The organism is Martinezella lusitana, assembly GCF_014207095.1.
Classification (GTDB): Bacteria; Pseudomonadota; Alphaproteobacteria; order Rhizobiales; family Rhizobiaceae; genus Rhizobium; species Rhizobium lusitanum_B.
On sequence record NZ_JACHBG010000029.1, the window covers coordinates 20,606 to 43,573 of the forward strand.

Genomic DNA, 22,968 nt, shown 5'->3' on the forward strand with positions numbered 1-22,968 from the left:
CGATCACCAGGGCATTGCGTGGCCAAGCTCCTCGGCTAGGCTGCGCAGAAAGCGCCGCATCACCTCCGCGCGCTCTTCCGCCATGTTCCGGCCAGTCGCCGTCTGCATGGTTTCGGGCAGACGCAGGAGCTTCACCTCAAAATGGTCGACCGCATAGCGGCGATCGTCCAACGGACGGCTTTTGGCAAATGGATCCTCTCCGTCAAACAGGGAGGAGCCAAGCTGGCCGGCGATCGCGAAAACCCGTGCCAGGCCGATAGCCCCCAGGGCCTCCAGCCGGTCTGCGTCCTGTAATGCCCGCGCCTCCAGCGTCCGCGGCGGAATATTGGCCGAGAAGCTGTGCGTGAGAATGGCGTGGCAGGTGGCCTCGATGCGGTCCGGCGCAAAGCCGAGCGAGGCCAGGATTGGCCTTGCGGCCTCGGCCGAGAACTCCGAGGCGCGTGACCGATTGGGATCGTTCTTCGGCAGGTTCACCCAATCGTGCAGATAAGCTGCAGCGATGATGACGCCTTCGTCGCCGCCGCCCTCGGTGGCCGCAATCTGCAGCGCGGCGCGCATCACCCGTCGGGCATGATTGATGTCATGACTTGCGTCACTTCCATCGTCATGGGCCATGAATTCGGCTTCGAGCCGGGCGATCAAGTCATTGTGCTGCATTTCCATCTGCTTCTATCTGTTTTCGAGGATCAATCGGGAAGCGTCAGCCAATGTGTCGACGACGGGTGCTCCGGTCGCCACCAGTGCTGCGCGCGCCTGCATGCCCGTGGTCACCAGAACGGTGCGAATACCAAGCGGGCTTGCCGCGTCGAAATCGTCGACAGTGTCACCGATCATCCAGCAGCGGTCGGTCGCAACGCCGAGCGCCTCGCAGTGAGCGACGAGGCTGTCACGTTTCGAAGGATGTCCGGAGCCTGTAAAACCCTGGATCAGTCTGAAATGCTCGCCGAGACGATGATGTTCGATCAGCGTCGCGATCTGCGGATGCGGCGCCATCGACAGCAATGACTGGCTGGCAAAAGGGGCGATGTCCTCAAGCGCGCGAATGGCGTCGACGGTCAACGGCTGGTCACGCATCACTGCGTCGTAACGGGTGACATAGCTGTCGCCGAGATGCTTCAACTCGTGAGACAAGGCCGTGCGACCGAGGAGAGCATCGAAATATCTAGCGAGTGGCCGTTGATAGTGATGGCGGATATCGTCCTCCGTCACGCCCAGGCGACCGAGATCGCCAAGCGCGTCGATGGTGATCCGCGCCGTGATCGTAAAGTCGTCGAGAAGGGTGCCGTTCCAGTCCCAGATGACGTGCTTGTCTATCAATGTCCCATCTCCATGCGGCGGCCATCGGTGTCGAAATAGTGAAGGCGCTCGGCGGCAACGAATAGCTCCACCGTGCTGCCGGGTTCCAGCGCCTCGGCAAGACGCGCGCGAAAGCGCCAGCTGCCACAGTCCAGATGGATGAGCCGCTCGACCCCCATCAGTTCGGAGCGCCGAACAAAAGCTGTGAGGTGCAGCCCCTCGCCCTGGACGCCAAGCGTGACATCCTCGGCGCGAAAACCGAGGATAAACTTGCCTGGCAGATCCGTGGATCTCGGCAGATGGATCGCTTGATCACCGCCAATCTTCACCCCGGTTTCCTCGATCTCGACCGGCGCCAGGTTCATGGAGCCGAGGAAATCGGCGACGAAGCTATTAGCTGGCTGCGAAAAGATGGCTTCCGGCCTGCCCTGTTGCTCGATATGCCCATCTCGCATCACCACCAGATGGTCGGCAAGCGCAAGCGCCTCTGTCTGGTCATGTGTGACATAGATGGTCGTTGCGCCAATTTCCCGCTGCAGGGCTGAAAGCTCGGCGCGCATCTCGATCCGCAATTTTGTGTCGAGATTGGACAGTGGCTCATCCATCAGAAGCACGCCTGGTCCGCGCACGATGGCGCGGGCGATGCCGACGCGTTGACGCTGGCCGCCGGAAAGCTGCGCCGGAAGACGTTCCAACAGCGCGTCTATGCGGGCAAGCTGCGCGGCTGCGAGCACACGTTTCTCGATTTCTGACTTCGCAATGCCAGCCATTCGCAGCGGGAAGGCGATATTCTCGAACACCGTCTTGGCAGGATAAAGCGCATAGTTCTGAAAAACCATCGCCACCCCGCGGTGCTGCGGATCGATATGGGTAACATCGCGCTTGCCGAAACGAATGGTGCCGGAGGTCGCCGTTTCGAGCCCGCAGAGGCAGCGCAGCAGCGTGGTCTTACCGCATCCGGAGGGGCCAACGATCACGGTAACGCCGCCTGCCGGACAATTGACATCCAGCCGGTCAAAGACCGGGCGCTCGGCGCCCGCCCAGAGTTTCGTCAAGCCATGGACGGTAACGGCCTGTGGTGCGAGGGCAGTTGTTGCCCTCGCTGTCATGGCAATGGTCATGAACTTGTCCTCACTTCGTGCCGGTCAGGTCGTCCATGATGCCCGAGAGGCGCTTCATGCCGTCCTTTGCAGAGGTCGCACCCGTCAGGATTTCGTATTGGATGTCGCCGAAGTTGGATTGGAACTCGTTGTTGGCCTTGCCCGGCAACGTGTACCAATTCTGGCTCCCCTGCGTATTGATGACCTTCAGGTCCGGGTTCTGCTTATAGAAATCTCCAAGCAGTTCCGGTTTTGCCACTGCCGTCGTGTTGATCGGCGAAGACGCAGTTGCCTTGACGGTCAGCGCAACGCTTTCAGGTGTTACGAGCGACAGCAGCGCCTTGCAGGTCGCTTCCTTGCGAGCCGGGTCGGTCGCCAGCATGACGAAGCCGTTGCCCGACGCCATGGTCACGGGTGCTGCACCATCCTTTGCCGGCATCGGCGCCAGCGCCACCTTGAATGAAGCCTTGGAAACCAGGCTGGTATAGCCGGAGGAAGAGCTCAGCAGCATCGCCACCTCGCCGGCCTGAAACATGCGGCCCGCCTCACCCCAGAACGTGCCGGGCGAAACGGCCGGCATGTAGCCTTTCTCGACCAGCCCGCGCATATAGCCCATAACCTCGACGCCGGCCGCACCACCGACACCGGACTTGCCGCCCACACCGATCATGGCGCCACCGGCGGATGCGAGCTGGCCCTCAAACATGTAGGTGTTGGGCATGTACATCAGCACACCGAACTTGTTGTTGGCCTTGTCGCTGAGCTTGGCCGCAGCCGCCTCAAGCTCCGTCCAGTTTCTCGGGGGCTTTGCCGGATCGAGGCCGGCTACCTTGAAAGCATCGGTGTTGATGAACAATGCCGGCAGAGTGACATACCACGGCATGGCATAGAGCTTGCCGTTGACACGGAAATCGTCGAGCAACCCCTTGTCCAGCTGCGCGGCGAGATCCGGCGCTGACGCCAGGCAATCGTCGAGCGGCTGTGCGCGGCCGGAATCGACGTAGGGACGCAGCACCGCTCCCGTGACACGCACGGCGTCCGGCGTCGTGCCGGCAACGATATCGGCAAGCACCTTCTGCGTCGTGTCGAGGTCAGATTTGTTGTCGAGTTCGAGCTTCACCGGAGAGGACGGCTTTGTGCCGTTGTAGGCTTCGAAAATCTGTTTCAACACCGCACCGTTCTGCTTCTCCTGACCCGAGACGAAGCGAAGCTCTCCGGCCGCAGCCGAGAATGCGGGAAGAAGTGCGAGTGAAATGGTGGCGATGGCAGTGGCCGAGATCAGGCGGATCATTGATAGCACTCCAGAGTAAAAGGGAATTTTCAGTCGACCTGGCCGGATGTCATCGACATTCCGGCAATGAATTGCCGCTGCGCCAAGAGGAAGCCGAGCAGCAATGGAAGAACGGTGAGCGTCGCGGCGGCCATCTGCGGCCCGTATTCCGATCCAAGCTCCTGATCGAGAAAGCGGACGATGCCGAAGGGTACGGTTGCCGCGGTGTCGTTGCGCAGCACGAAGGACGGCCAGAAGTAGTCGTTCCAATGCGACACGAAGCTGAAGATTCCGAACGTCGTGATCGCCGGCCGCGCCATTGGAAAGACGATGTGCCAGAGGATGCGAAAAGGCGACGCGCCGTCGAGCCGAGCAGATTCGAACACCGATTGCGGGATCGACAGGAAGAACTGCCGCAAGAGGAACACGCTGAACGCGGAACTGAGGAAGGGCAGGATCAGCGCGCCGTAGCTGTTGACGAGGCCAAACTGCGACAGCAGCACATAGACCGGAATTGCCGTGACCTGATAAGGCACCATCATCGCTGCGAGCACCAGCCAGAGGCTCAGAGCCTGTCCCGCAAACCGAAGCCGGGACAAAGCATAGGCTGCGGGCACGCAGACGGCGACCTGCCCGATGAAGATCGCGACAACCACGACGACACCGTTGAAATAGTAGCGCAGGATCGGCACGTCCTCGAAGACGCGCACATAATTTTCCAGCGTAAATGCAGGCAGGGCGAGCAGGTTGCCGCGGAAAATATCGTCGGGCGGCGTGAAGGATGTGCGCAGCATCAGCCAGAACGGCAGCAGCATGAACACCGCCCCGATGGCAAGGGCCAGATGAATGGTGCCCTGTTGCACGAAATAGCGGCTGCGAGAGGAGGTAAGGATCATCGGGAGCCTGCCTTTTCGAGCCGAGCCGTCAAAACGCGCTGGAGGAAGGTGGCGATAAGCGCCAGCGCCACCAGCACCAGGGTGACGACAGAACCGCCGCCAATATCGAAGAAATATATGCCGCGTTCCCACATCAGATGGGCAAGCGCTTGGGAATGACGCGACGGGCCGCCACCGGTCATGGTCGATACGCTGTCGAAGACACGCATGGCGTTGACCGATGTGATGATGCCCGCAAAGACGGTGGTCGGTCCGATGGCTGGCCAAGTGACATGCCAGAAGCGATGCCAGCCATTGGCGCCATCGACACGCGCCGCCTCCAGCTGATGACGCGGCACCGCAGCCAGCGCGGCAAGATAGAGAATGGCGATGAAACCGATCTGCTGCCAATTGCCGACAACAGCGACAGCTGGCAGTGCGAGCGCCGGCGAATTCAGCCAGTCGGTTATGCCGGTCATGGGCCCGAGCATGTGGTCGATCAGGCCGCGGCGGCCGACAAACATCCAACGCCAGACGATGGACATGGCGACCAGGGTTGCCGCAACCGGCAGAAAGTAGACTGCACGCCAGAACACTCGACCATGGCCAAGGCTGTTGATACCGAGCGCGACCAGCAGACCGAAGATCATTGAGGTGGGCACGGTCAATGCCATGTAGAGCAGCGTCACGCCGATGCTGTTGACCAGATCGCCCCGCGCAAAGGCCTTGGTGAAATTCGAAAAACCGACGAACCTGATGGTACCGGCAAGAATGTCCATTTCGAAGAAAGCCAGAATGAGTGTCAACAGGCAGGGCAGAATGGTGAAAATGACAAGCAGCGCCAGCATCGGCCCTACCAGCATAAAGGGGGCGGCGCGCTCGCCGATACCGGGCGCCGGCGCTGCGATCGGCGTCAGTAGGTGGGCGTTTGACTGCATCATAACCGGTACTCCCGCGTGTCGAATGCCACGTGGATTTCGCCGTCGAAATGAGCAGCCGCTGTCTGCCGCGCCGAAGCACCATCTTCCGGCGCGCCGAGATGGCACAGGACCAGCCTCTTTGCTTTGGCAATCGCCGCCAACCGCCCGGCATCCGCCGGCGTCATATGCAGGCCGCCTGGAGCCTTCGGGCCCGAAAAATGAGCGTCGACGAGGAAAAGGTCAGTGCCGGCAGCAAAATGGCCAAGTGCCGGCAGAAAGCGCGTATCGGCGGAATAGACGAAATCCATTGCTCCGAGCCTGAGGCGCATCGCCGCCGTCGGAACACGGTGATCGACCGGAAAAGTCGCGATGGTCGTTGTACCAAAGGCAATATCCTCGCCCGGCTCGTATTCGCGCGCATCAAAAACCGTCAGCAGCCAGTCCCGGCCGCGAGCAAGCGCTGCGCCAAGCGCCTGGTATCCAGCATTGCGCCCCTCTTCCGTGAAACGCCAATTGCGATGACCGAAGAGATCCGAGAAGCTCTGCAGGAATTCCAACCCACCCGGCGGCAAATAGAGCGGTACCGGCTGGGTGCGCCCGTCCGTCAACCATTCCGTCATCAAGGCGTAGCCGAGTGGAATGAGATCGAGCACATGGTCCGAGTGTAGATGACTTATGACAACGCCATCGATGCCGGCCTTCGCGTCGGCGCCGATGAGCGCGCCGGCAATGCCCGGGCCGCAATCCAGCAGCAAGCTCTGGCCGGCAATGCGGGCAAGATAGCCTGAACAGGCAAACCCGGAGATCGGGAATCCACCCGACGAACCCAACACTGTCAACGATCCGCTTGCCACAGCCAAACTTGCATCCTCAATTACGCAAGGGGCCTCTATGGACCTACGATAACCGTATCGTGACAGTTCGATTGTTTTCACACGGCTCTCATAGAAACCATCTATGAGAGCTCCTGGGTCCGATCAGGAGAAAAGCCATAGCCAAGCCTACCAATTCCTCGCTGGCCACGCAGCGTTTGCGCCGGATCAGCCTGCGCCAACTCATCTACCTCGTGGAGCTGAAGCGCTGCGGTGGCTTTGGCCGCGCTGCTCAGGCCCTGGCCATCAGCCAGCCGACGCTCAGCCATCAAATCGCACAGCTCGAAGCGACGCTTGGCGTGACACTGGTCGAACGCGGCGCGCGGCTGCTTCGGCTGACTGCGGAGGGAGAGCTGGTTGCAGGCCGGGCAAGCCGGATCCTCGGGCTTCTGGACGAAACCATCGATCTTCTCGACAGCCGGGACGAACGAAAGGAGCTCCGGATCGGCATACCAAGCTACATGTCCTATCCGGCCGTCACCGAACTACTGGCATCGTTTCGCGAGACCGCCAAGGATGTGCAGCTTTTCCTGATCGAGATGACGGCGGAGCAGATGAGCGACAAGCTCAATCAAGGCGAGATCGATGCCGGCTTCCTATCTCTCCCGACGCCCGATCGCCTGCTGGATGAAATGCAATCCCTGCCGATATGGGAGGCTCCCTACCTCATCTGCCTGCCGAAGCGCCATCCCTTCGCCGCCAAGCCGGTGCTTCATCCCGAAGACCTTGAGCAATTGGACATCGTCCTTGCCCCCCGCGAATATCATCGGGCACATTACGATCATCAGCTCGAAGCGCTGTGCGCACTCGGCATCGTGCCGCGGATCGTTCATGCCGATGTGGCGACGACGCAGTCGCAGATGGCGTTGACCGCTGCCGGCGTCGGAGCATGCCTCCTGTCGGAAGGTGCAAACCCCATCCTGAGCGAGCTCGTGCTGAAAAAGACCGAGCCTGCGCTTTGCAGCCACCGGCTTGCCCTCTTCTGGCCGCCGGCCAATCGAAATTCGGTGCTGGAGAGGTTCGTCGCCAAGGCCCGCCTTCGATCGCCTCAAAGTTGACAGCGAGCATTGAGTAAACCGAACCTGCGAGATCGCGCTAAGCCTTGTGAGCCCTTCGGCTCCCGACCTTTGCTCCGGCAGGAGCGGCAACGGACGCTCGCTTGACGAGCGAGCATTCGAGCTTGGTAATTTGATAACGGCGCTCTCGTGGCAAAGCCGCCGTTTCCAGATGTTCGATCGCCCATTGGCCCATCGCCATGTGCGGGAGAACAGATGTCGTCAAAGGCGGCACGAGATGGCGGCAGATGTCCTCATCGTCATAGCCCATGACCGACATGTCCTCCGGAATGTGAAGTCCCGCTTCCTTTAGCGCCTCATAGCAGCCGATAGCGGTGCGGTCATTCTGGCAAAAGATCGCGGTCGGACGTTCAGGTAATGAAAGCAGCTTCATCGTCGCGGAATAGCCGGCGCTCGCCGACCAGTCGCCTTCTATGACCAACTCCGGATCGAAGGGAATGTCGGCCGTGGCCAAGGCGCGACGGTAACCGGTCAATCGATCCTGGGCAGCCTGCATCCAGGGCTCGCCGGTAATCGTCGCGATCCGGTGATGTCCGTGAGAAATGAGATGCCGGGTGGCCGTCTGACCGCCGGCTATCTCGCTGGGCACCACAGCCGGAAATGCATAGTCCGAAGTGTAGCAATTGAGCAGGACGATCGGGATGTTGAGATTATAGAGATAATCCGGGATTTCGACCTCGCGGGTGAATATGGTCATATAGATGAGGGCTGAGATCCCGCTGCTGCTGAGCGCCTTGATCGTTCGCGGCTCCATGATCGGATCGCTCATTGTCTGCGCGACCAGCAGAACGTTACCTGCGTTCCACGATGCCTGCCGTGCGCCTTCGATGGCGACAACGGCCTCCGGGCTGGTCGCGAGCTGATCGACGGCAAAACCGATAATGCCGTCCAGCTTTGCAGGTGACAAAAGTGCAGGCGGCGTGGATAGCACGGGGGCAACATAGCCGAGCTGGCGAGCCGCTTCGATCACCCTCTCCCGTGTTTGTGGCGACAGGCGCATTCCCGGCGTATTGTTGAGGACAAACGAAACCGCGGTCTGCGAGCATCCGGCAGCCTTGGCAATATCGGTCATCGTCACCCTGCTGCCTTGGCGCCGGCCGTTCCGCTTCGATGCCTTGCTGTCGGCGGCCGTCAGCTTGCCGGTTGCGGCCGGTATTTTCTTCATAATGATGTCTCATCTCCCTGATGCGGAGCCGGCCAAATCCCCACTGCCGTCACCGCGCGCTAATACTTATTACCATCATCGGCGCGATCTCGACAACTGTTTCCGAGATAGCCGCGATCTCCATCCACAGCATGTCAATGGCAAGTTCCTGCAAAGGTTGGAGATACCCGCAATTCCGCCATTTCCACCGCAGAACCGCCCTTTATTGTATTACTAATTCTATTTACTAATCGAAATTAGTCATATACCGTCGCTTTCGTGGTTGAACGTGCCGCGTCTCGCTTGACGAGAGGCCCTAGGAGGGGGTGCTGGACGATCTGCCGCGAGTTTCAACCAGATCCCGACAGCGGATCTATGGGAGGATTATCATGAAGCACCTAACAAGGGGCGCTGCCGTCTTCACGGCAGGGCTGATGCTTAGCTTTGCAACAGCCGCCTACGCCGCCGACAAGCCGACGCTGGCATTCGTCGTCAACGGCGCTTCCGACTTCTGGAAGGCTGCCGAAGCCGGCGTGAAGAAGGCGCAGGCAGAGCTGCCGGACTTCAACATGGAACTGAAGTATCCCGAGCAGTCCTCCGTCGCAATTCAGCAGCGACTGATGGAAGATCTGGTCTCCGCGGGCGTCAAAGGCATCATGGTTTCCGCTGTCGATCCCAAAACCTCTACCGACGGCCTGAACAAGATCGGCTCCGAAACCGCGCTGTTCACCACCGATAGCGATGCGCCGGATACGAATCGTGTCGCCTATATCGGCTCCTCCAACGTCGACGCCGGCAAGCAGGCCGCCGAAATCGCCAAGAAAGCCATGCCAAATGGGGGCAAATGCATTGGCTTCGTGGGGCTGCTCGGCGCTGACAATGCCAAAGAACGCATCCAGGGCATGAAGGATGGCCTGGCGGGCACGAAGATCGTACTGACCGATGTGCGCGGCGACGACATCGACCAGACCAGAGCCAAGAAGAACGTCGAAGACGCGCTCGTCGCGAGCCCCGACGTCACATGCATGGTGGGCTTCTATTCCTACAACACGCCCCGCATCTATGAGGCGCTGCGCGAAGCGGGCAAGCTCGGCCAGATCACCGTCGTCGGCTTCGATGACGATCCGATCACCCTTGGCGGTGTCAAGGAAGGAACGATTGCTGCCACGGTCGTGCAGCAGCCCTATCTCTGGGCTTACCAGGGCATGAAGCTAATGGCGTCCTATCTGAAGGGCGACAAATCAGGCGTTCCTACCAACAAGCTGATCATCATCCCGACGAAGATCATCGGCAAGGATGACGTGGACGCCTATGCCGCCAATCTGAAGGCTATGGCTGGCAAGTAAGCCAGCCCGCAGCAGCGCCGGTTGGCGGGGACCGGCGCTGCTCGAATGCAATTGCACACGACGCAGCGACTTTCAAAGTCACATCGTACAGGCGCAATCTTCGTATGAATCAAAGATCCGATACACTGGCAGCAACGCAGGCCACATTACCTTTTCTAAGCCTCTCGGGGATTGGCAAGACCTATCCGGGCGTCGTCGCGCTCGACAATTTCTCGATGGATGTAAACCCTGGCGAGGTCATCGGCCTTGTCGGCGAGAACGGCGCGGGCAAATCGACGCTCATGAAAATCCTCGGCGGCGTCGTCAAGCCCGATCGTGGATCCATTCGGCTCGACGGAGCAGAGCACGGCGGCTTTACCGTGGAGAGCAGCATCGCGTCGGGCATCGCCTTCGTCCACCAAGAGCTCAACCTGTTCGACAATCTCGATGTAGCGGCCAATATCTTCCTTGGCCGCGAGCCGCTGCGCGGCGGCATTCTCAAGCTGGTCGATCGAAACCGCCTGCGCGACATGGTGGCCCCGTTGCTCAAGCGGGTCGGCGCCAATTTTTCACCGGATACGCCCGTAGCCTCGTTGTCTCTCGCGCAGCAGCAGATGGTCGAGATCGCCAAGGCGCTCTCCATCAACGCGCGCCTCGTCATTCTCGATGAGCCGACATCCAGCCTGCCACTTGCAGAAACAGAGAAGCTCCTGACCGTCATATCATCGCTCAAGGCGGAAGGTATCAGCGTCATCTTCATTTCCCATCGCCTGCACGAAGTCGAGCGCGTGGCCGATCGCGTCATCGTGCTTCGTGACGGCACGCTCGTCGGGACATTGGCCAAGGACTCGATCGACCATGACCGCATGGTCAAGTTGATGATCGGCCGCGCCTTGAGCGCACGCGATATCGAACCGGCACGCCCCCCAGGTAATGTTGCGCTCAAAGTCTCCGCTGTCCGAACTGCCGCCTATCCTACCCGACCGGTCGATCTAGACATCAAGTACGGCGAAATCCTCGGACTTGCGGGCCTTGTCGGATCCGGTCGAACAGAGCTTGCGCGCGTCCTCTTCGGAATCGACCAAAGTTATGGCGACGGCACGACGACGCTTGACGGGAGAGACCTGAAACTGAGCTCTGCCCGAGAAGCAGTCGCCAATGGCATCTTTCTCATTCCCGAGGATCGCAAACTCAACGGCATTCTCCTCGACATGCCGATCGTGCAGAACATATCCCTGCCCAATCTACCAGCATACGCGCGGCGGTTCATGGTAACCTCTCAGTTGGAAGACGCCGCCGCCGAAGCCCAACGGAGAGCGCTCAGCATCAAGGCACCCTCCATCTCGACCCGCACCGGTACGCTTTCAGGCGGCAACCAGCAGAAAGTCGTTCTCGCCAAATGGCTGTCGATGCGCCCCAAGGTTTTGATCTTTGATGAGCCGACGCGAGGCATCGACATCGGCGCGAAGAACGAGATCTACAGCCTGATGCGCAAACTCGCCGATGCCGGCGTCGCGATCCTGATGATCTCAAGCGACATGGAAGAGGTCATCGGCGTTTCCGACCGCATCGCGGTCATGCATGAGGGGCAGATTGCCGGCATTCTCGATAAGGGTCAGTTCAGTCAGGAAAACGTGCTTTTGCTGGCCGTCGGCAAGGCGCTACATTAGTGCGGGTCGGCTTTTTCACGGAAGTTCCGAACCGTTCTGTCTTATTGTTTCTACCCAGTTCCGAACCGAAGGCCGCCGCGTCCTTTTCCCCGGAACTGCTCCAACGGCTGCCGCCAACAGGAATTGAAATCGATGAGTAAGAAAGACCTAGGCCTGCTTCTGCTGATCATCGTCGTCGGCATTGTGGTGACGATCATCAACCCACGCTTCCTTCTGCCGATCAATCTGGCCAATACATCCAATCTGATCGGCCTCTTCGGGATATTGTCGATCGGGCAGGCCTTCGTCATCATCACCGGCGGCATCGAATTGTCGGTCGGCTCTCTGGTCGCCTTGCTCGGCGTGCTGTTTATCGATTTCATCGCCGTCCAGAACATGCCTTGGGCTGTCGCCTTGCCCCTGATCCTCGTTCTCGGCGGCGCCTTTGGCGCAATCCACGGCTGGCTGATCACCCGGCTCAATCTTCAGCCCTTCGTCGTCACCCTTTGCGGCTTGCTGATCTATCGCGGAGCGGCGCGGTTCTATACTGCGGACGGCACGGCAGGCTTTGCCTTCGGTCAGAACTTCCCTTCCCTGGAATTCCTGACTGCAGGCCGCCTCTACGGCGTACCGAACACATTCATAGCGCTTGTGATCATCGCAGCCATCATGTGGATCGTCCTGCATCGCTCCGTTTATGGTCGGTATCTCTATGCCATCGGTAAGAACGAGGAAGCCGCCAAGTATTCCGGCATCCGCACCTCGAAGATGATGATGATTTCCTACGTCATATGCGGCGTACTGACCGCGCTTTCCGCGATCTATTTCGCGATGTACACGCGCTCCATTTCGCCAGCGAGCCATGGGCAGTTCTATGAACTCTACGCCATTGCCGCAGCCGTGCTTGGCGGCTTTTCGCTGCGTGGCGGCGAAGGGTCTCTGATCGGCGTCGTACTCGGCACGATCCTGCTGCAGGAACTGCAGAACCTCGTCAACCTTCTCGGCATCCCCTCCTCGCTCAACTTCGCCGTCATGGGCGGCGTCATCCTGATCGGCGTGCTGATCGACCAGCAATGGAGCGCAATCCGTGCGCAACGGCGCTTGCTGTCGGCCGCCCGCCAGGTGGATTTTCGTCAGCCCGCCGAGTGAGCCTCATCAAGCGGCAAAGCCACTTGGACCAGCGCGGATATTTATAGACGGAAACGAGCAGTGGTGTCAGACGGCGGCCAGTTTCTTGGCCCATACTTCGACCTCGTCGCCGCTGCTCATGTCGGCCTGGACCAGACCGTCGAGCATGAAAGTCGGCGAAACGTGAATGCCGTTCTGCCGCGCATATTTGCTGTGCCACTTGATCTCGCGATCGAGATCGGGAATCGTAAAAGCACCCTTGAGTTCAACGCCGCTGTAGCGTTCCAGACGCTCGATCAATTGATTGGGCGTTACATCCATATTGGGACCGCCGGCGTGATGGGTAAACTCGAACTCCTCGCGATGTGCCGCGATGGCGGCCATCAGCATCTTCGCGGTTTCCTTGCCACCGGCGAGCGTCGATGCGGCCAGAATGCATCGCACCAAGACGCCCGAATACATGTGCCAAGGCTGCGACTGCAGCCGGATCTTAATGGTAATCTTGTCGTCACCAACCCGATCGAGAAGAGCGTCGAGCTTGTTGAACGCCCTGACCGAGAAGGGGCAAGTCGGCTCCAGGAAAACTTCAAAAGTGCGAGGACCATGCCCCCAGGTAAGCGGATCTGCACGCCAGGCTACGTCGGCCATACTGGTTCCTTACGGTTCTCTGGAAGAATCATCCGTCGCATCGATGATAGGATCGCATAGATCGGTTTTTCGCCAGCCCTCTGCCGATCAAGAATGGCCCATTGTCAGGCCCCGTTCATCTCCACCTCGAAGGAGACGACTGTGTATCGCTCTTGAAGAAAGGCGAGCAGCCGCGCCCCACCGCTATCATGACCCGCATGCCGCCACCGCACATCGTAGGAGATGTGGTCGACGGCTGGCGCCGATCCGGCCGCCTTTCCGACAAATACGAAAAAGCAACCTACCCAGTCGCGCGGCACCTCTATCGCAGGAGCGACGATGCCGGAATCGTGAGGAACCTCGATGACCACGCGTGCCTTGCAGCGGCGCGCTATACGCCGGTCGAACCCTTTGAAGGGTGAAAGCACGACAAAGGTAATGATCGCACCGGCGCAGCCGACGACAAGCTGGCCGCCGCCAATGCACAGGCCAATCGCCGTCATGATCCATAAGGTCGCCGCCGTGGTGACGCCGGTGACCAGATCGCCGCGCCGGAGAATGGCGCCGCCGCCGATAAAGCCAACCCCGGTCAACACACCGAGCGGAAAACGCAATGTATCCATCACGGCGAAGGACTGGGACGACTTGCCCAAGGTAGGAAGCAACAAGTTGGCCTGGATCATCATCAGACAGGCGGCAAGTCCAACCAGAATGGTGGTACGAAATCCCGCGGCATGACCGCCTCTCTCCCGATTGATGCCGATCAGTGCCCCGGCGGCGGTTACCAGCAGGAGGCGCAATACGATGTCCAGCCAGCTGAGGTTCAAAACCATGAGTTCAATCGCCGGTGTGGGCACGGTACCCTCCTCCAATCGATGACACAGCCCCCCAAGCAGTTGAACAATGGCGCCAGGATTTGGTTCCATTCAGAACCGCGCATCGATTGGAGTCACCGAGAGACGGACCGCTACGCGGCGACAATCTCCTCAAGAGCCAGCGCAGCCGTCAACAACCGCTCATCCTGCCCCTTTGGAGCCGACAGCAGGAACCCGACCGGCATGCCGGCGCCGCCGTTGCCGCAGGGCAGGGAAACACCGCACCAATCGAGGAAATTGCCGATCAAAGTGTTGCGCAATGTCTTGAAATTGATCTTGACGAACAGATCATCATCCGCTTCCAAAGGCGCAAGTGTCGGTGCAACGTGAGCTACCGAGGGATAGGCGATGAGCTCGTTTGGCCCGAGCGTGGTCTGAACGTCCTTGATCAGTTGCTCGCGCACCTTCAGGATTTCGAGGTAGCCAACCAGCGTGATCTTCTCTCCGAGACGCGTGCGGGCGACAACCCGTCGATCCATGGCTTGTGCTTCAGGACCGGCCAACCGGCGATGATGCAACGCAAAAGCCTCAGCCGTCACGAGTGGTCCATGCTCCGCCATCACCTGGAAGAGGGCATCGAAAGCCGGAAAAGCTGCGCGCCGCACCTTGACGCCCGCAGCGCTCAATCGGGCAAGCGCCGCCTCGAAAGCCCGGATCACCCCTTCCTCGGCATCATCCATGACGATCGTGGTCGGCACGACAAGTGAGAACCCGGAGGCGGCGACCCGTGCGACATCGGACATTATACCGCCGCGCATCGCCGCATCGACCCAAATCGCATCCTGAACGGTGCGGGTAAGAGGCCCAAGCGAATCGAGGCTGGTCGCCAGGGGAAAGACGCCGGCCATGCTGTAGCGGCCACGGCTTGCCTTGTAGCCGACGAGTCCATTGAAGGCCGACGGAATGCGCACCGAACCGCCAGTGTCGGTGCCGATCGATACCGGCACCAGCCCGGACGCGACCGCGACGGCAGACCCGGAGGAAGAGCCTCCCGGTATCCGGGGCTCATCCGAGGCTCTCGGATTGAGCGGCGTGCCATAGTGCGGGTTGAGACCGAGGCCGGAAAAGGCAAACTCGCTCATATTGACCCGACCGATGGCAATCATGCCCGCGGCCTTCAGCGCCTTGACGACATCCGCATCCGCTTGTGCGGGCGTGGCGTCGGCGAGCACGACCGATCCTGCCGTCGTTGGCAGGCCGGCGATGTCGAAAAGGTCTTTCCAGGCGACGGGAATGCCTTCGAGCAGCCCTCGCGAACGCCCCTCCCGCAACCTTTTTGATGAAGCCGCAGCCTCGTCTTTCGCGCGATCATCGAGCAGCCTCGTGAAAATTGCCTGATCCCTGTGCGCGCGGATCGCATCCAGGCTCTCTTCGACCAGCTCTACCGGGTCGAGATTGCCGGACTGGATCAGCACCGACAGCTGCGCGATCGACTTACCGAGATGGTTCTGTGTCATGAAGTCATTTCTCCCACTGCCGGCAGTATAAGCGCGGCGCATCCGCCCTTGGTTCCTCTTGAGAGGACATAAGCTACGGCCACAGTCGTCGACAAGACCCACATGTTGAGTCCATGCCTGTCTCTCCAACATCTCTCTGTCATAGAGGCGAAAGTTTCAACGGGTTCCGTGTCAGCGTGCCGGCGCCGGTTCCGCTTCCAGCGCCTTCCGCTTGTGGTGATCTGCAGCCAGCAGCATGTAGACGGCAGGCACCACGAAGAGCGTAAACAGCGTCCCGATGGCAAGGCCGGCGGCGATCACCAGACCCATATTGAAGCGGGCGGCGGCACCGGCACCGGTTGCCAGGATCAGCGGCACCACGCCCAAAACCATGGCACCCGTCGTCATCAGGATCGGGCGCAAGCGGATGCCGCAGGCCCCTTCGATTGCCTCGCGTTTGGTTTTGCCCTCTGCCTGTAAGGTGTTCGCCACTTCGACGATCAGAATGCCGTGCTTGCTGATCAGCCCCATCAGCGTTACCAGGCCGACCTGCGTATAGATGTTCATCGTCGCGCCGCCGATGCCGAGACTGATGAAGGCGAGCGCACCCGCGATCGACATCGGCACGGATACGAGGATGATCAGCGGATCGCGGAAGCTGTTGAATTGCGCCGACAGCGCAAGGAACACGATGATGAGCGCGAGCGCAAACGTGGTCGCCATCCCACTCGATTCCTGCACGTACTGACGCGACTGACCGCCATAGTCGACGGAGTACCCCTGCGGCAAGGTGCGTGCCGCGATCGACTTGAGAGTCTCCAGCGCATTGCCGACGGCGACGCCCGGTGCCGGCACGCCGGCGATCGTAGCCGAGTTCAATTGCTGAAAGTGCGCGACCGAGCGCGGGGTTGCCTGGAGCTTCGCCGTCGCGATCGCCGAAAGCGGGATTTTCGAGCCGTTCACATTGGCGATCGGATAATTCAGGATCTGGTCAATGGTCTGGCGTGAGCGTTGCTCCACCTGCGGAATGACCTGATACGAACGGTTGTCGATACTGAAATAGTTGACATAGCCGCCGCCCAACATGGAGGCGAGCGCCGAGCCGACATTGTTCATGGACAGACCCAGCGCGGAAGCCTTGCTGCGATCGATCTGGATCGAATACTGCGGATTATCGACGTAGAGATCCTTCATCAGGAAGATAAACTGGCCGGATTTCTGTGCTTCCTGCAGGAAGGAACTGGAAACTTCGTTCAGCTGATCGAAACCGCCGGTGCTACCGATGGCGAACTGCACCGGCAAGCCGCTGGCGCCAGGCAGCGGTGGTATCTGGAACACCACGGATTGTCCGCCGGCAATCTTCGCCAGGTCGGCCTGCACGAGCGGCTGCAACTGATCCGCCGTTCTCGCACGTTGATCCCACGGCTTCAGCACCATGCCCTCGAAAGAGGTCCCCGGCACCTCGACCTGCAGCGTCTTGTCCGTTTCCGGGAAACTGTGAAAGATCTTTGTGACCTGATCGGAATTCAGGAGCTTTTGCTGAAGCGTTGCATTGGGGGGATTCGTCACCTGCGCGGCCAGGAAGCCTTGGTCCTCGTTGGGCGCCAGCTCATTCTTGGCGCTGGTATAGAGGAAATAGATGCTGCCGAGCACGATAACGGCAAAGACCAACGCCACGGGCACCGTGTTCAGGCTGCCGTGCAGCATGCGCACGTAGGGTCGATGGATCTCCGAGAAGCGACGGTCGATGAAGTCCGAGACACGCTCCTCCCAACCGCTGCGATCGGTCAGATGCGGCTTGAGGATGCGCGAACACATCATCGGCGTCAGCGTCAACGCGATAATCATGGAAACGGTCACGGCACCAACCAGCGTGAAGGCGAATTCCGTAAACAGCGCGCCGGTCAGGCCACCCTGGAAGCCTATCGGCACGTAGACGGCGATCAGCACGACGGTCATGGCCAGGATAGGCCCGACCAGTTCGTGTGCGGCATCCAGCGCCGCCCTCATCGGCGCAGAGCCCTCTTCTATATGCCGGTTGACATTCTCCACCACGATGATGGCGTCGTCGACCACAAGACCGATCGCCAGCACCAGGGCAAGCAATGTCAGAAGATTGATCGAGAAGCCGAGGAGCAGCATCATCGCGAAGGTGCCCACCAGCGAGAGCGGAATGGCAACGATGGGAATGGCAACCGACCTCGGCGAGCCGAGAAAGGCGAACACCACGAAGATGACGATGACCAGCGCCTCGACAAGGCTCTTCACGACTTCATCGATCGACGTCGTTACGAAGGTGCTGGAGTCATAGACGATATAGCCCTCAAGCCCCTGCGGCAGCTGTGCCTGAATGCCCGGAAATACCGCACGTACGCCCGCGATCACGTCGAGCAGATTGGCCGTCGGCGCGATCTGGATACCCATGAACACGCCGTCCTGCCCATCGAAGCCGATCTGGACGTCGGGGTTCTGTGAGCCGAGCGCGACGGTCGCGACATCCTTAAGGCGGACGATCGTGCTGCCGATCTGCTTGACGACCATATCCCTGAACTCATCAGCCGAATGCAGGTCGGTCTGGGCCGTCAGCACGGTTTGCGTCATCTGGCTGCGCGTGGTGCCGATGCCGGAGATATAGTTGTTGCTTGCGAGCGCAGTCGAAACATTACCAGCCGTCAAGCCGTAGGCGGCGAGCTTGTTGGGTTCCAACCACGCTCTCAGCGCGAAGGTTCGTGCCCCGAGGATTTCCGCCGTCTGAACCCCGTTGACCGCCTGCAATTTGGGCTGAACGACGCGCGTCAGATAGTCGGTGATCTGGTTGCTGGCCAGAACGTCGCTGCGGAAGCCGATATACATGGCATCGATCGACTGGCCGATCGAAACCGACATGATTGGCTGCTGCGTGCCGGTCGGCAGCTGATTGAGAACCGAGGATACCTTCGCGTTGATTTCCGTCATCGCCGCGTCGGCGCTGTAGTTGAGCCGCAGGTTGACCGTGATGATCGACGTACCGCTGGTGCTCGACGACGTCATGTAATCGATGCCGTTGGCCTGCGCGATGGCATTTTCCAGCGGCGTCGTGATGAAGCCTGCGATGACGTCAGGCGCTGCGCCGGGATAAGTCGTCGTCACCGTGACAACGGCATTCTGCGTCTGCGGATATTGACGCACGGTCAGCGTGCGAAACGACTGATAGCCGATCACGATAATCAGCGCGCTCACCACAAGGGCAAGAACGGGGCGGCGGATGAAAATATCGGTGATATTCATCTCCACACCTCAATTTGGGTTTGCCGGCGCCGCGTTGGGATCGTTTGACGGCTGCACCGCATTGTTGATGATGACAGGCGAACCATTGTTGAGTTTCAGCTGGCCGGAGGTCACCACCACCTCGCCCGCGTTCAACCCCTTGGTCACCGAGATCTGATCGCCCCTCGCCTGACCGGTGCTGACGAACTTCTGATTGGCGACGAGTTGCGGCTTTCCATCCGGCCCGCTGCCCTTGTCGGTCACCACATACACGACGTTACCGTAGGGATTGATGGTGACGGCTGTCTGCGGAAGGGAAATATAATCCTTCGGCTCGCCGACCACCACGACAACATTGCCGAACATGCCGGGCAGCAACTTGCGGTCAGGATTGGGGAAAGTCGCCCGGATGGTGATGTTGCGGCTCTGGGTGTCGACCAGCGGGCTGATCGCCGTGACCTTGCCGTCGAACGTCTGGTTTCCATAGGCGTCAACCGTTGCCGTCACCGCTTGGTCGACCTTCAGTTGCGACAGAGCCTGCTGCGGCATCGAGAAATCGAACTGGATTGGATCGAGCGACTGCAGGGTCACGACGGCGGTGCCAGCCGACAGATACTGGCCGAGGCTGACCAGCCTGATGCCGAGGTGGCCGTCGAAGGGAGCGCGGATTGAATACTGATCGACCAATGCCTGTTGCGACGCGACCTGCGCCTGTGCCGCCTTCCAGTTCGCCAGATCGCTATCGACCTGGCTTTGCGCAATGGTATTTGCCTTGATCAGCTTGGAATCGCGGTCATAGGCAATCTGAGTATTCGCCATCGTCGCCTTGTATTGCTCCAGCGTCGCAATCTGCTGGTCGGCGAGCAGCTGCACGATGAGATCGCCCTTCTTGACGTCTTGACCATCCTCGAAGCCGATCTTCTGGACGATACCCTGGACCTGTGCCGAAAGATTGGCGCCTTCGACGGCATTGAAGCTGCCTATGGATTGCAACGTCGTCTGCCATGGGCTCATCGCTGCGGTAATTGTCGAGATGGTCTGGGGCGGCGACTTGAGATTGGCCAGATAGGCCGCGATCATACGGTTCTTGAATGCCTGGAAGCCGAAGATCCCGCCAAGGATCAGGCCTATGATGATCAGCATGATGATCATGCGTTTTATCATGACGACGGACTCAACTTTTCAGGGATGGATCGACAGAAACTTCGATAGCGCTAGCTCCGACGCATCATGGGAAAACGCCTCTGCGAATGTCTTGCTGCCAACAGATCGTCTTCTGCATGGAGAGAATAGTCTCTATCGAAGGCGATGTAGAGCGGTAGGGTCGCGCGGACAAGTGCTGCGGCGACGAAGGACATTGCGGAGCAAGATCTTCGTCCGGCTGGATATCTTCCATCATCCAGCCTGCAGGAAACTGGCCCTGTCCGTCTCGACCATTCTCGCGCAAACCGGAGCAGTCAAACGTCATCGGCAAGCCTCCGTTCCGGTTGAGCACGCGTTGCAGCGATCAAGCTAAAGGATAACCGATTTACTTTCCCCGGACCAGATCGAAGAATCCGGAGCGAAGGCAATGGCTTCGCGGGTACTTATATGGGTGATTTCCCGCCTCCGAACGCGGTACGGCCATCACGTGCGCCCTCTCATGATGAGATGCCGGGTGGCAGGCACGGGGGGGCAGCATTAGCCGCCTCCGTGCAGTCGAGCCTTTCGCTCAAGCCGCCGCGCTTGCGGCAAAAGCGCGGTCAAGATCGGCGATGAGATCGCCGACATCTTCAAGCCCGATCTGCAGCCGCACCAATGGCCCCTCCTGCGGAGGTCGCAGAACGCGACGATCGCCAAGATCCACCACCAGTGCGAGGCTCTGATATCCACCCCAGGAGTAGCCGAGACCAAAAAGGGAGAGACCGTCGAGAAACTTCTGCGCTCTCAGGCTGAAATCCTCCCGGCCGTCCGTGGCAAGCACGAATGAGAGGACCCCGCCGGCCCCCTTGAAATCGCGCTTCCAGATTTCATGGCCAGGAAAGCTCTCCAGTGCCGGAAAGAGAACCCGTACGACATCGCATCGTTGTTCCAGCCATCTAGCCACGGCCAATGCATTTGCCTGGTGCCGCTCCAGCCGGATGCCCATCGTACGAAGGCCGCGAAGAACCTGATAGGCATCATCAGGCGTTCCGCAAAGGCCGAGTGCTCCGTTGGCGTGCTTCAATTGCCGCCAATGTTTGGCATTGGCGGATATGGTCCCCATCAACACATCCGCATGACCCGCCGGATACTTCGTCGAAGCCTGAATGGAGACATCGACGCCGAAATCCAGAGGCTTGAAATAGAGCGGCGTCGCCCAGGTATTGTCCATTGTCACCACTGCATCATGCCGGTGAGCCACTTCCGCAATCGCCGGAATATCCTGTATCTCGAACGTGTTCGAACCAGGCGCTTCCGTATGCACGAGCCTGGTGTTGCCGCGGAACAAAGTCTCGATATCAGCGCCGATGGCCGGATCGTAGTACTCGGCCTCAATTCCGAACCGCGCAAGCATCGTATCGCAGAAATGCCGGACGTTGCCGTAAACGGAATCGACGACGAGTGCATGGTCGCCCGGCGAGAGATAGGCGAGGAACGCGATGGTGACCGCAGCAAGTCCGGAGGGCACGAGGATGGTGCCAGCCGCTCCCTCCAACTCGTTGATAGCATTGCAGAGTGCGTCGGTGGTCGGCGTTCCGCGCGTCGCATAGGTATATTTTTGCCCGTGCCGAGCCATCGTCTGCGCGTCTGGAAACAGAACGGTCGAAGCATGTACGGTGGGCGGATTGATGAAGCCATGATAATCGAAAGGATCATACCCCGCCCGGACGAGCTGCGTATTGGGGCCATTTGCGTTCGGCCGATCGTTTATCTCGCTCACGAAATCTCTCCCGTTGCCGCAGTTGACAGATACCGCTCGCCGGTATCGGGCAAGACAGCAACGATGACCTTGCCGGCATTTTCCGGTCTCGCGGCGAGCTGCGTCGCAACCCAGAGCACCGCTCCCGACGATGTTCCGGCAAATATCCCTTCTTCCGCAGCAAGAGCCCGCGCCGTTGCCCGCGCGTCGGCGGTATTGAGCGAGATGACCTCATCGGCAATTGTCGTGTCGAAATTGCGTGGCAGCTGTTCGGCCGGTACTTCGCTCACTTTATGAACGCCGTCGATCTCATCCGGATATGGATTTTCCTCCGTCGGCAACGATTCCAGCGCAGGTTCTGCGATAATGATTTTTATATCCGGTTTCTTCGATCGCAGAAACTTGCCGACACCAGAGATCGTGCCGCCGGTGCCGACGCCACCAACAAATATGTCCACGGTCCCTTCCGTATCGCGCCAGATTTCGGGACCGGTCGTCTCGAAATGGGTGCGCGGATTGACCGGATTGGCGAGCTGATCCGTGAAGAATGCGGTTGGATTCTCATCCCGCACGCGAGCGGTGATCTTGTCCAGCGCCTCCGGATCCAGGAAGAACTCATTCTTCACGATGACAAGCTCTGCGCCGAACAGACGGAGCAGCTTCACTTTGTCCTCGCTGATATTGTCACTCAGATAGAATTTCGTCCGGTAGCCGCGCGATGCGGCCACGGCAGCCAATCCAATTCCCGTATTGCCGCTCGTGACATCGACAAGCAGATCGCCGGGACGGATCTTGCCCGCGTCCTCGGCTTCCTTGATGATTCCCCAGGCAATCCGGTCCTTTACGCTTCCTGCAGGATTGAAATATTCAACCTTGGCAAGGATGCGAGCGTCGAGGCGGCGTTTCCTGCGGTAGTTATGCAGCTCCAGAAGCGGCGTATTGCCAATGAGCTCCGAGAAGCTGTTGTATATTCTCGTCATTCAACTCTCCTCTTGTCGAACGGATCGGTCCGAAAGCAACGCTCCGATAAGCTCAAGCTCCACAGATGGCATGCACGAGCAGGAGGAACGAGACGAACACCATCAGGCCCGCCAGCAAATGTTGAACGGTCGGCCAGAGGCGCCGGCCCGTTGCCGCGGCAGGTCGGGTCGCAAGAGAGGCGAGATAGAGAACAGTGTCCATAAAAGCTCCAGACAAGGGCACCTGCTCATCGTCAATTTGAGGCGAAGGGCCAGCGCAACTGCATAT

General features: G+C 59.7%; 20 protein-coding genes. 4 read left to right on the top strand and 16 right to left on the bottom strand.

Going from position 1 to position 22,968, the window contains the following annotated elements; all coding sequences use genetic code 11:
- Positions 1–3: 3 nt before the first annotated feature.
- From GGD46_RS30410 to GGD46_RS30440, 7 genes are read right to left on the bottom strand one after another with little or no spacing between them, the layout of a single operon-like run.
- Complete coding sequence (locus GGD46_RS30410; protein WP_184710839.1) at positions 4–657, bottom strand: HD domain-containing protein; 654 nt, start codon at positions 655–657, stop codon at positions 4–6.
- 12 nt (positions 658–669) lie between these two features.
- A complete protein-coding gene (locus tag GGD46_RS30415) occupies positions 670–1,317 on the bottom strand; it encodes an HAD family hydrolase (protein WP_184710840.1) in 648 nt (215 codons plus the stop codon).
- Positions 1,314–2,417: an ABC transporter ATP-binding protein gene (locus GGD46_RS30420; protein WP_184710842.1), complete on the bottom strand. Its 1,104-nt coding sequence runs from the start codon at positions 2,415–2,417 to the stop codon at positions 1,314–1,316. The genes GGD46_RS30415 and GGD46_RS30420 overlap by 4 nt, the downstream gene beginning before the upstream one ends.
- A gap of 10 nt (positions 2,418–2,427) precedes the next feature.
- The gene (locus GGD46_RS30425) at positions 2,428–3,687 is read right to left on the bottom strand and encodes an extracellular solute-binding protein (RefSeq protein WP_184710844.1); all 1,260 of its coding nucleotides are present in this window, start codon (positions 3,685–3,687) and stop codon (positions 2,428–2,430) included.
- A 29-nt stretch (positions 3,688–3,716) separates the two neighbouring features.
- Positions 3,717–4,562: a carbohydrate ABC transporter permease gene (locus tag GGD46_RS30430; RefSeq protein WP_184710846.1), complete on the bottom strand. Its 846-nt coding sequence runs from the start codon at positions 4,560–4,562 to the stop codon at positions 3,717–3,719.
- Positions 4,559–5,482 carry a carbohydrate ABC transporter permease gene (locus tag GGD46_RS30435; protein WP_184710848.1) on the bottom strand — a complete coding sequence of 308 codons (924 nt, stop codon included), beginning with the start codon at positions 5,480–5,482 and terminating at the stop codon, positions 4,559–4,561. Before GGD46_RS30435 ends, GGD46_RS30430 begins: the two co-directional genes overlap by 4 nt.
- Positions 5,479–6,315 carry an MBL fold metallo-hydrolase gene (locus GGD46_RS30440; protein ID WP_313206346.1) on the bottom strand — a complete coding sequence of 279 codons (837 nt, stop codon included), beginning with the start codon at positions 6,313–6,315 and terminating at the stop codon, positions 5,479–5,481. Before GGD46_RS30440 ends, GGD46_RS30435 begins: the two co-directional genes overlap by 4 nt.
- A gap of 176 nt (positions 6,316–6,491) precedes the next feature.
- Between GGD46_RS30440 and GGD46_RS30445 the strand changes: the two genes are divergently transcribed.
- Positions 6,492–7,391, top strand: a complete 900-nt coding sequence (locus tag GGD46_RS30445) for a LysR family transcriptional regulator (RefSeq protein WP_184710852.1) — start codon at positions 6,492–6,494, stop codon at positions 7,389–7,391.
- Between the two features lie 37 nt (positions 7,392–7,428).
- On the opposite strand, the gene GGD46_RS30450 is transcribed toward GGD46_RS30445, so the two are convergent.
- The gene (locus tag GGD46_RS30450; protein WP_184710923.1) at positions 7,429–8,481 is read right to left on the bottom strand and encodes a LacI family DNA-binding transcriptional regulator; all 1,053 of its coding nucleotides are present in this window, start codon (positions 8,479–8,481) and stop codon (positions 7,429–7,431) included.
- A gap of 461 nt (positions 8,482–8,942) precedes the next feature.
- Here GGD46_RS30450 and GGD46_RS30455 point away from each other — a divergent pair, with 461 nt between their 5' ends.
- From GGD46_RS30455 to GGD46_RS30465, 3 genes are all read left to right on the top strand, one after another.
- Entirely contained in the window at positions 8,943–9,899 is a 957-nt protein-coding gene (locus GGD46_RS30455; protein WP_184710854.1) for a sugar-binding protein, read from the top strand.
- A gap of 104 nt (positions 9,900–10,003) precedes the next feature.
- Positions 10,004–11,548, top strand: a complete 1,545-nt coding sequence (locus GGD46_RS30460; RefSeq protein ID WP_184710856.1) for a sugar ABC transporter ATP-binding protein — start codon at positions 10,004–10,006, stop codon at positions 11,546–11,548.
- Between the two features lie 132 nt (positions 11,549–11,680).
- Positions 11,681–12,676, top strand: coding sequence for an ABC transporter permease (locus GGD46_RS30465; protein WP_184710858.1), 996 nt, complete (start codon positions 11,681–11,683; stop codon positions 12,674–12,676).
- Between the two features lie 66 nt (positions 12,677–12,742).
- On the opposite strand, the gene GGD46_RS30470 is transcribed toward GGD46_RS30465, so the two are convergent.
- From GGD46_RS30470 to GGD46_RS30505, 8 genes are all read right to left on the bottom strand, one after another.
- Positions 12,743–13,303: a thioredoxin domain-containing protein gene (locus tag GGD46_RS30470; protein WP_184710860.1), complete on the bottom strand. Its 561-nt coding sequence runs from the start codon at positions 13,301–13,303 to the stop codon at positions 12,743–12,745.
- Positions 13,304–13,407: 104 nt separating this feature from the next.
- The gene (locus GGD46_RS30475; protein WP_409527723.1) at positions 13,408–14,139 is read right to left on the bottom strand and encodes an MgtC/SapB family protein; all 732 of its coding nucleotides are present in this window, start codon (positions 14,137–14,139) and stop codon (positions 13,408–13,410) included.
- Between the two features lie 110 nt (positions 14,140–14,249).
- Positions 14,250–15,614, bottom strand: a complete 1,365-nt coding sequence (locus tag GGD46_RS30480; RefSeq protein WP_184710862.1) for an amidase — start codon at positions 15,612–15,614, stop codon at positions 14,250–14,252.
- A gap of 171 nt (positions 15,615–15,785) precedes the next feature.
- Entirely contained in the window at positions 15,786–18,860 is a 3,075-nt protein-coding gene (locus GGD46_RS30485; RefSeq protein ID WP_184710864.1) for an efflux RND transporter permease subunit, read from the bottom strand.
- A 9-nt stretch (positions 18,861–18,869) separates the two neighbouring features.
- A complete protein-coding gene (locus GGD46_RS30490) occupies positions 18,870–20,003 on the bottom strand; it encodes an efflux RND transporter periplasmic adaptor subunit (RefSeq protein ID WP_184710866.1) in 1,134 nt (377 codons plus the stop codon).
- A 547-nt stretch (positions 20,004–20,550) separates the two neighbouring features.
- Complete coding sequence (locus GGD46_RS30495) at positions 20,551–21,741, bottom strand: cystathionine beta-lyase (protein WP_184710868.1); 1,191 nt, start codon at positions 21,739–21,741, stop codon at positions 20,551–20,553.
- Positions 21,738–22,700, bottom strand: coding sequence for a PLP-dependent cysteine synthase family protein (locus tag GGD46_RS30500; protein WP_184710870.1), 963 nt, complete (start codon positions 22,698–22,700; stop codon positions 21,738–21,740). The genes GGD46_RS30495 and GGD46_RS30500 overlap by 4 nt, the downstream gene beginning before the upstream one ends.
- A gap of 52 nt (positions 22,701–22,752) precedes the next feature.
- Entirely contained in the window at positions 22,753–22,902 is a 150-nt protein-coding gene (locus tag GGD46_RS30505) for a hypothetical protein (protein WP_184710872.1), read from the bottom strand.
- Positions 22,903–22,968 lie beyond the last annotated feature (66 nt).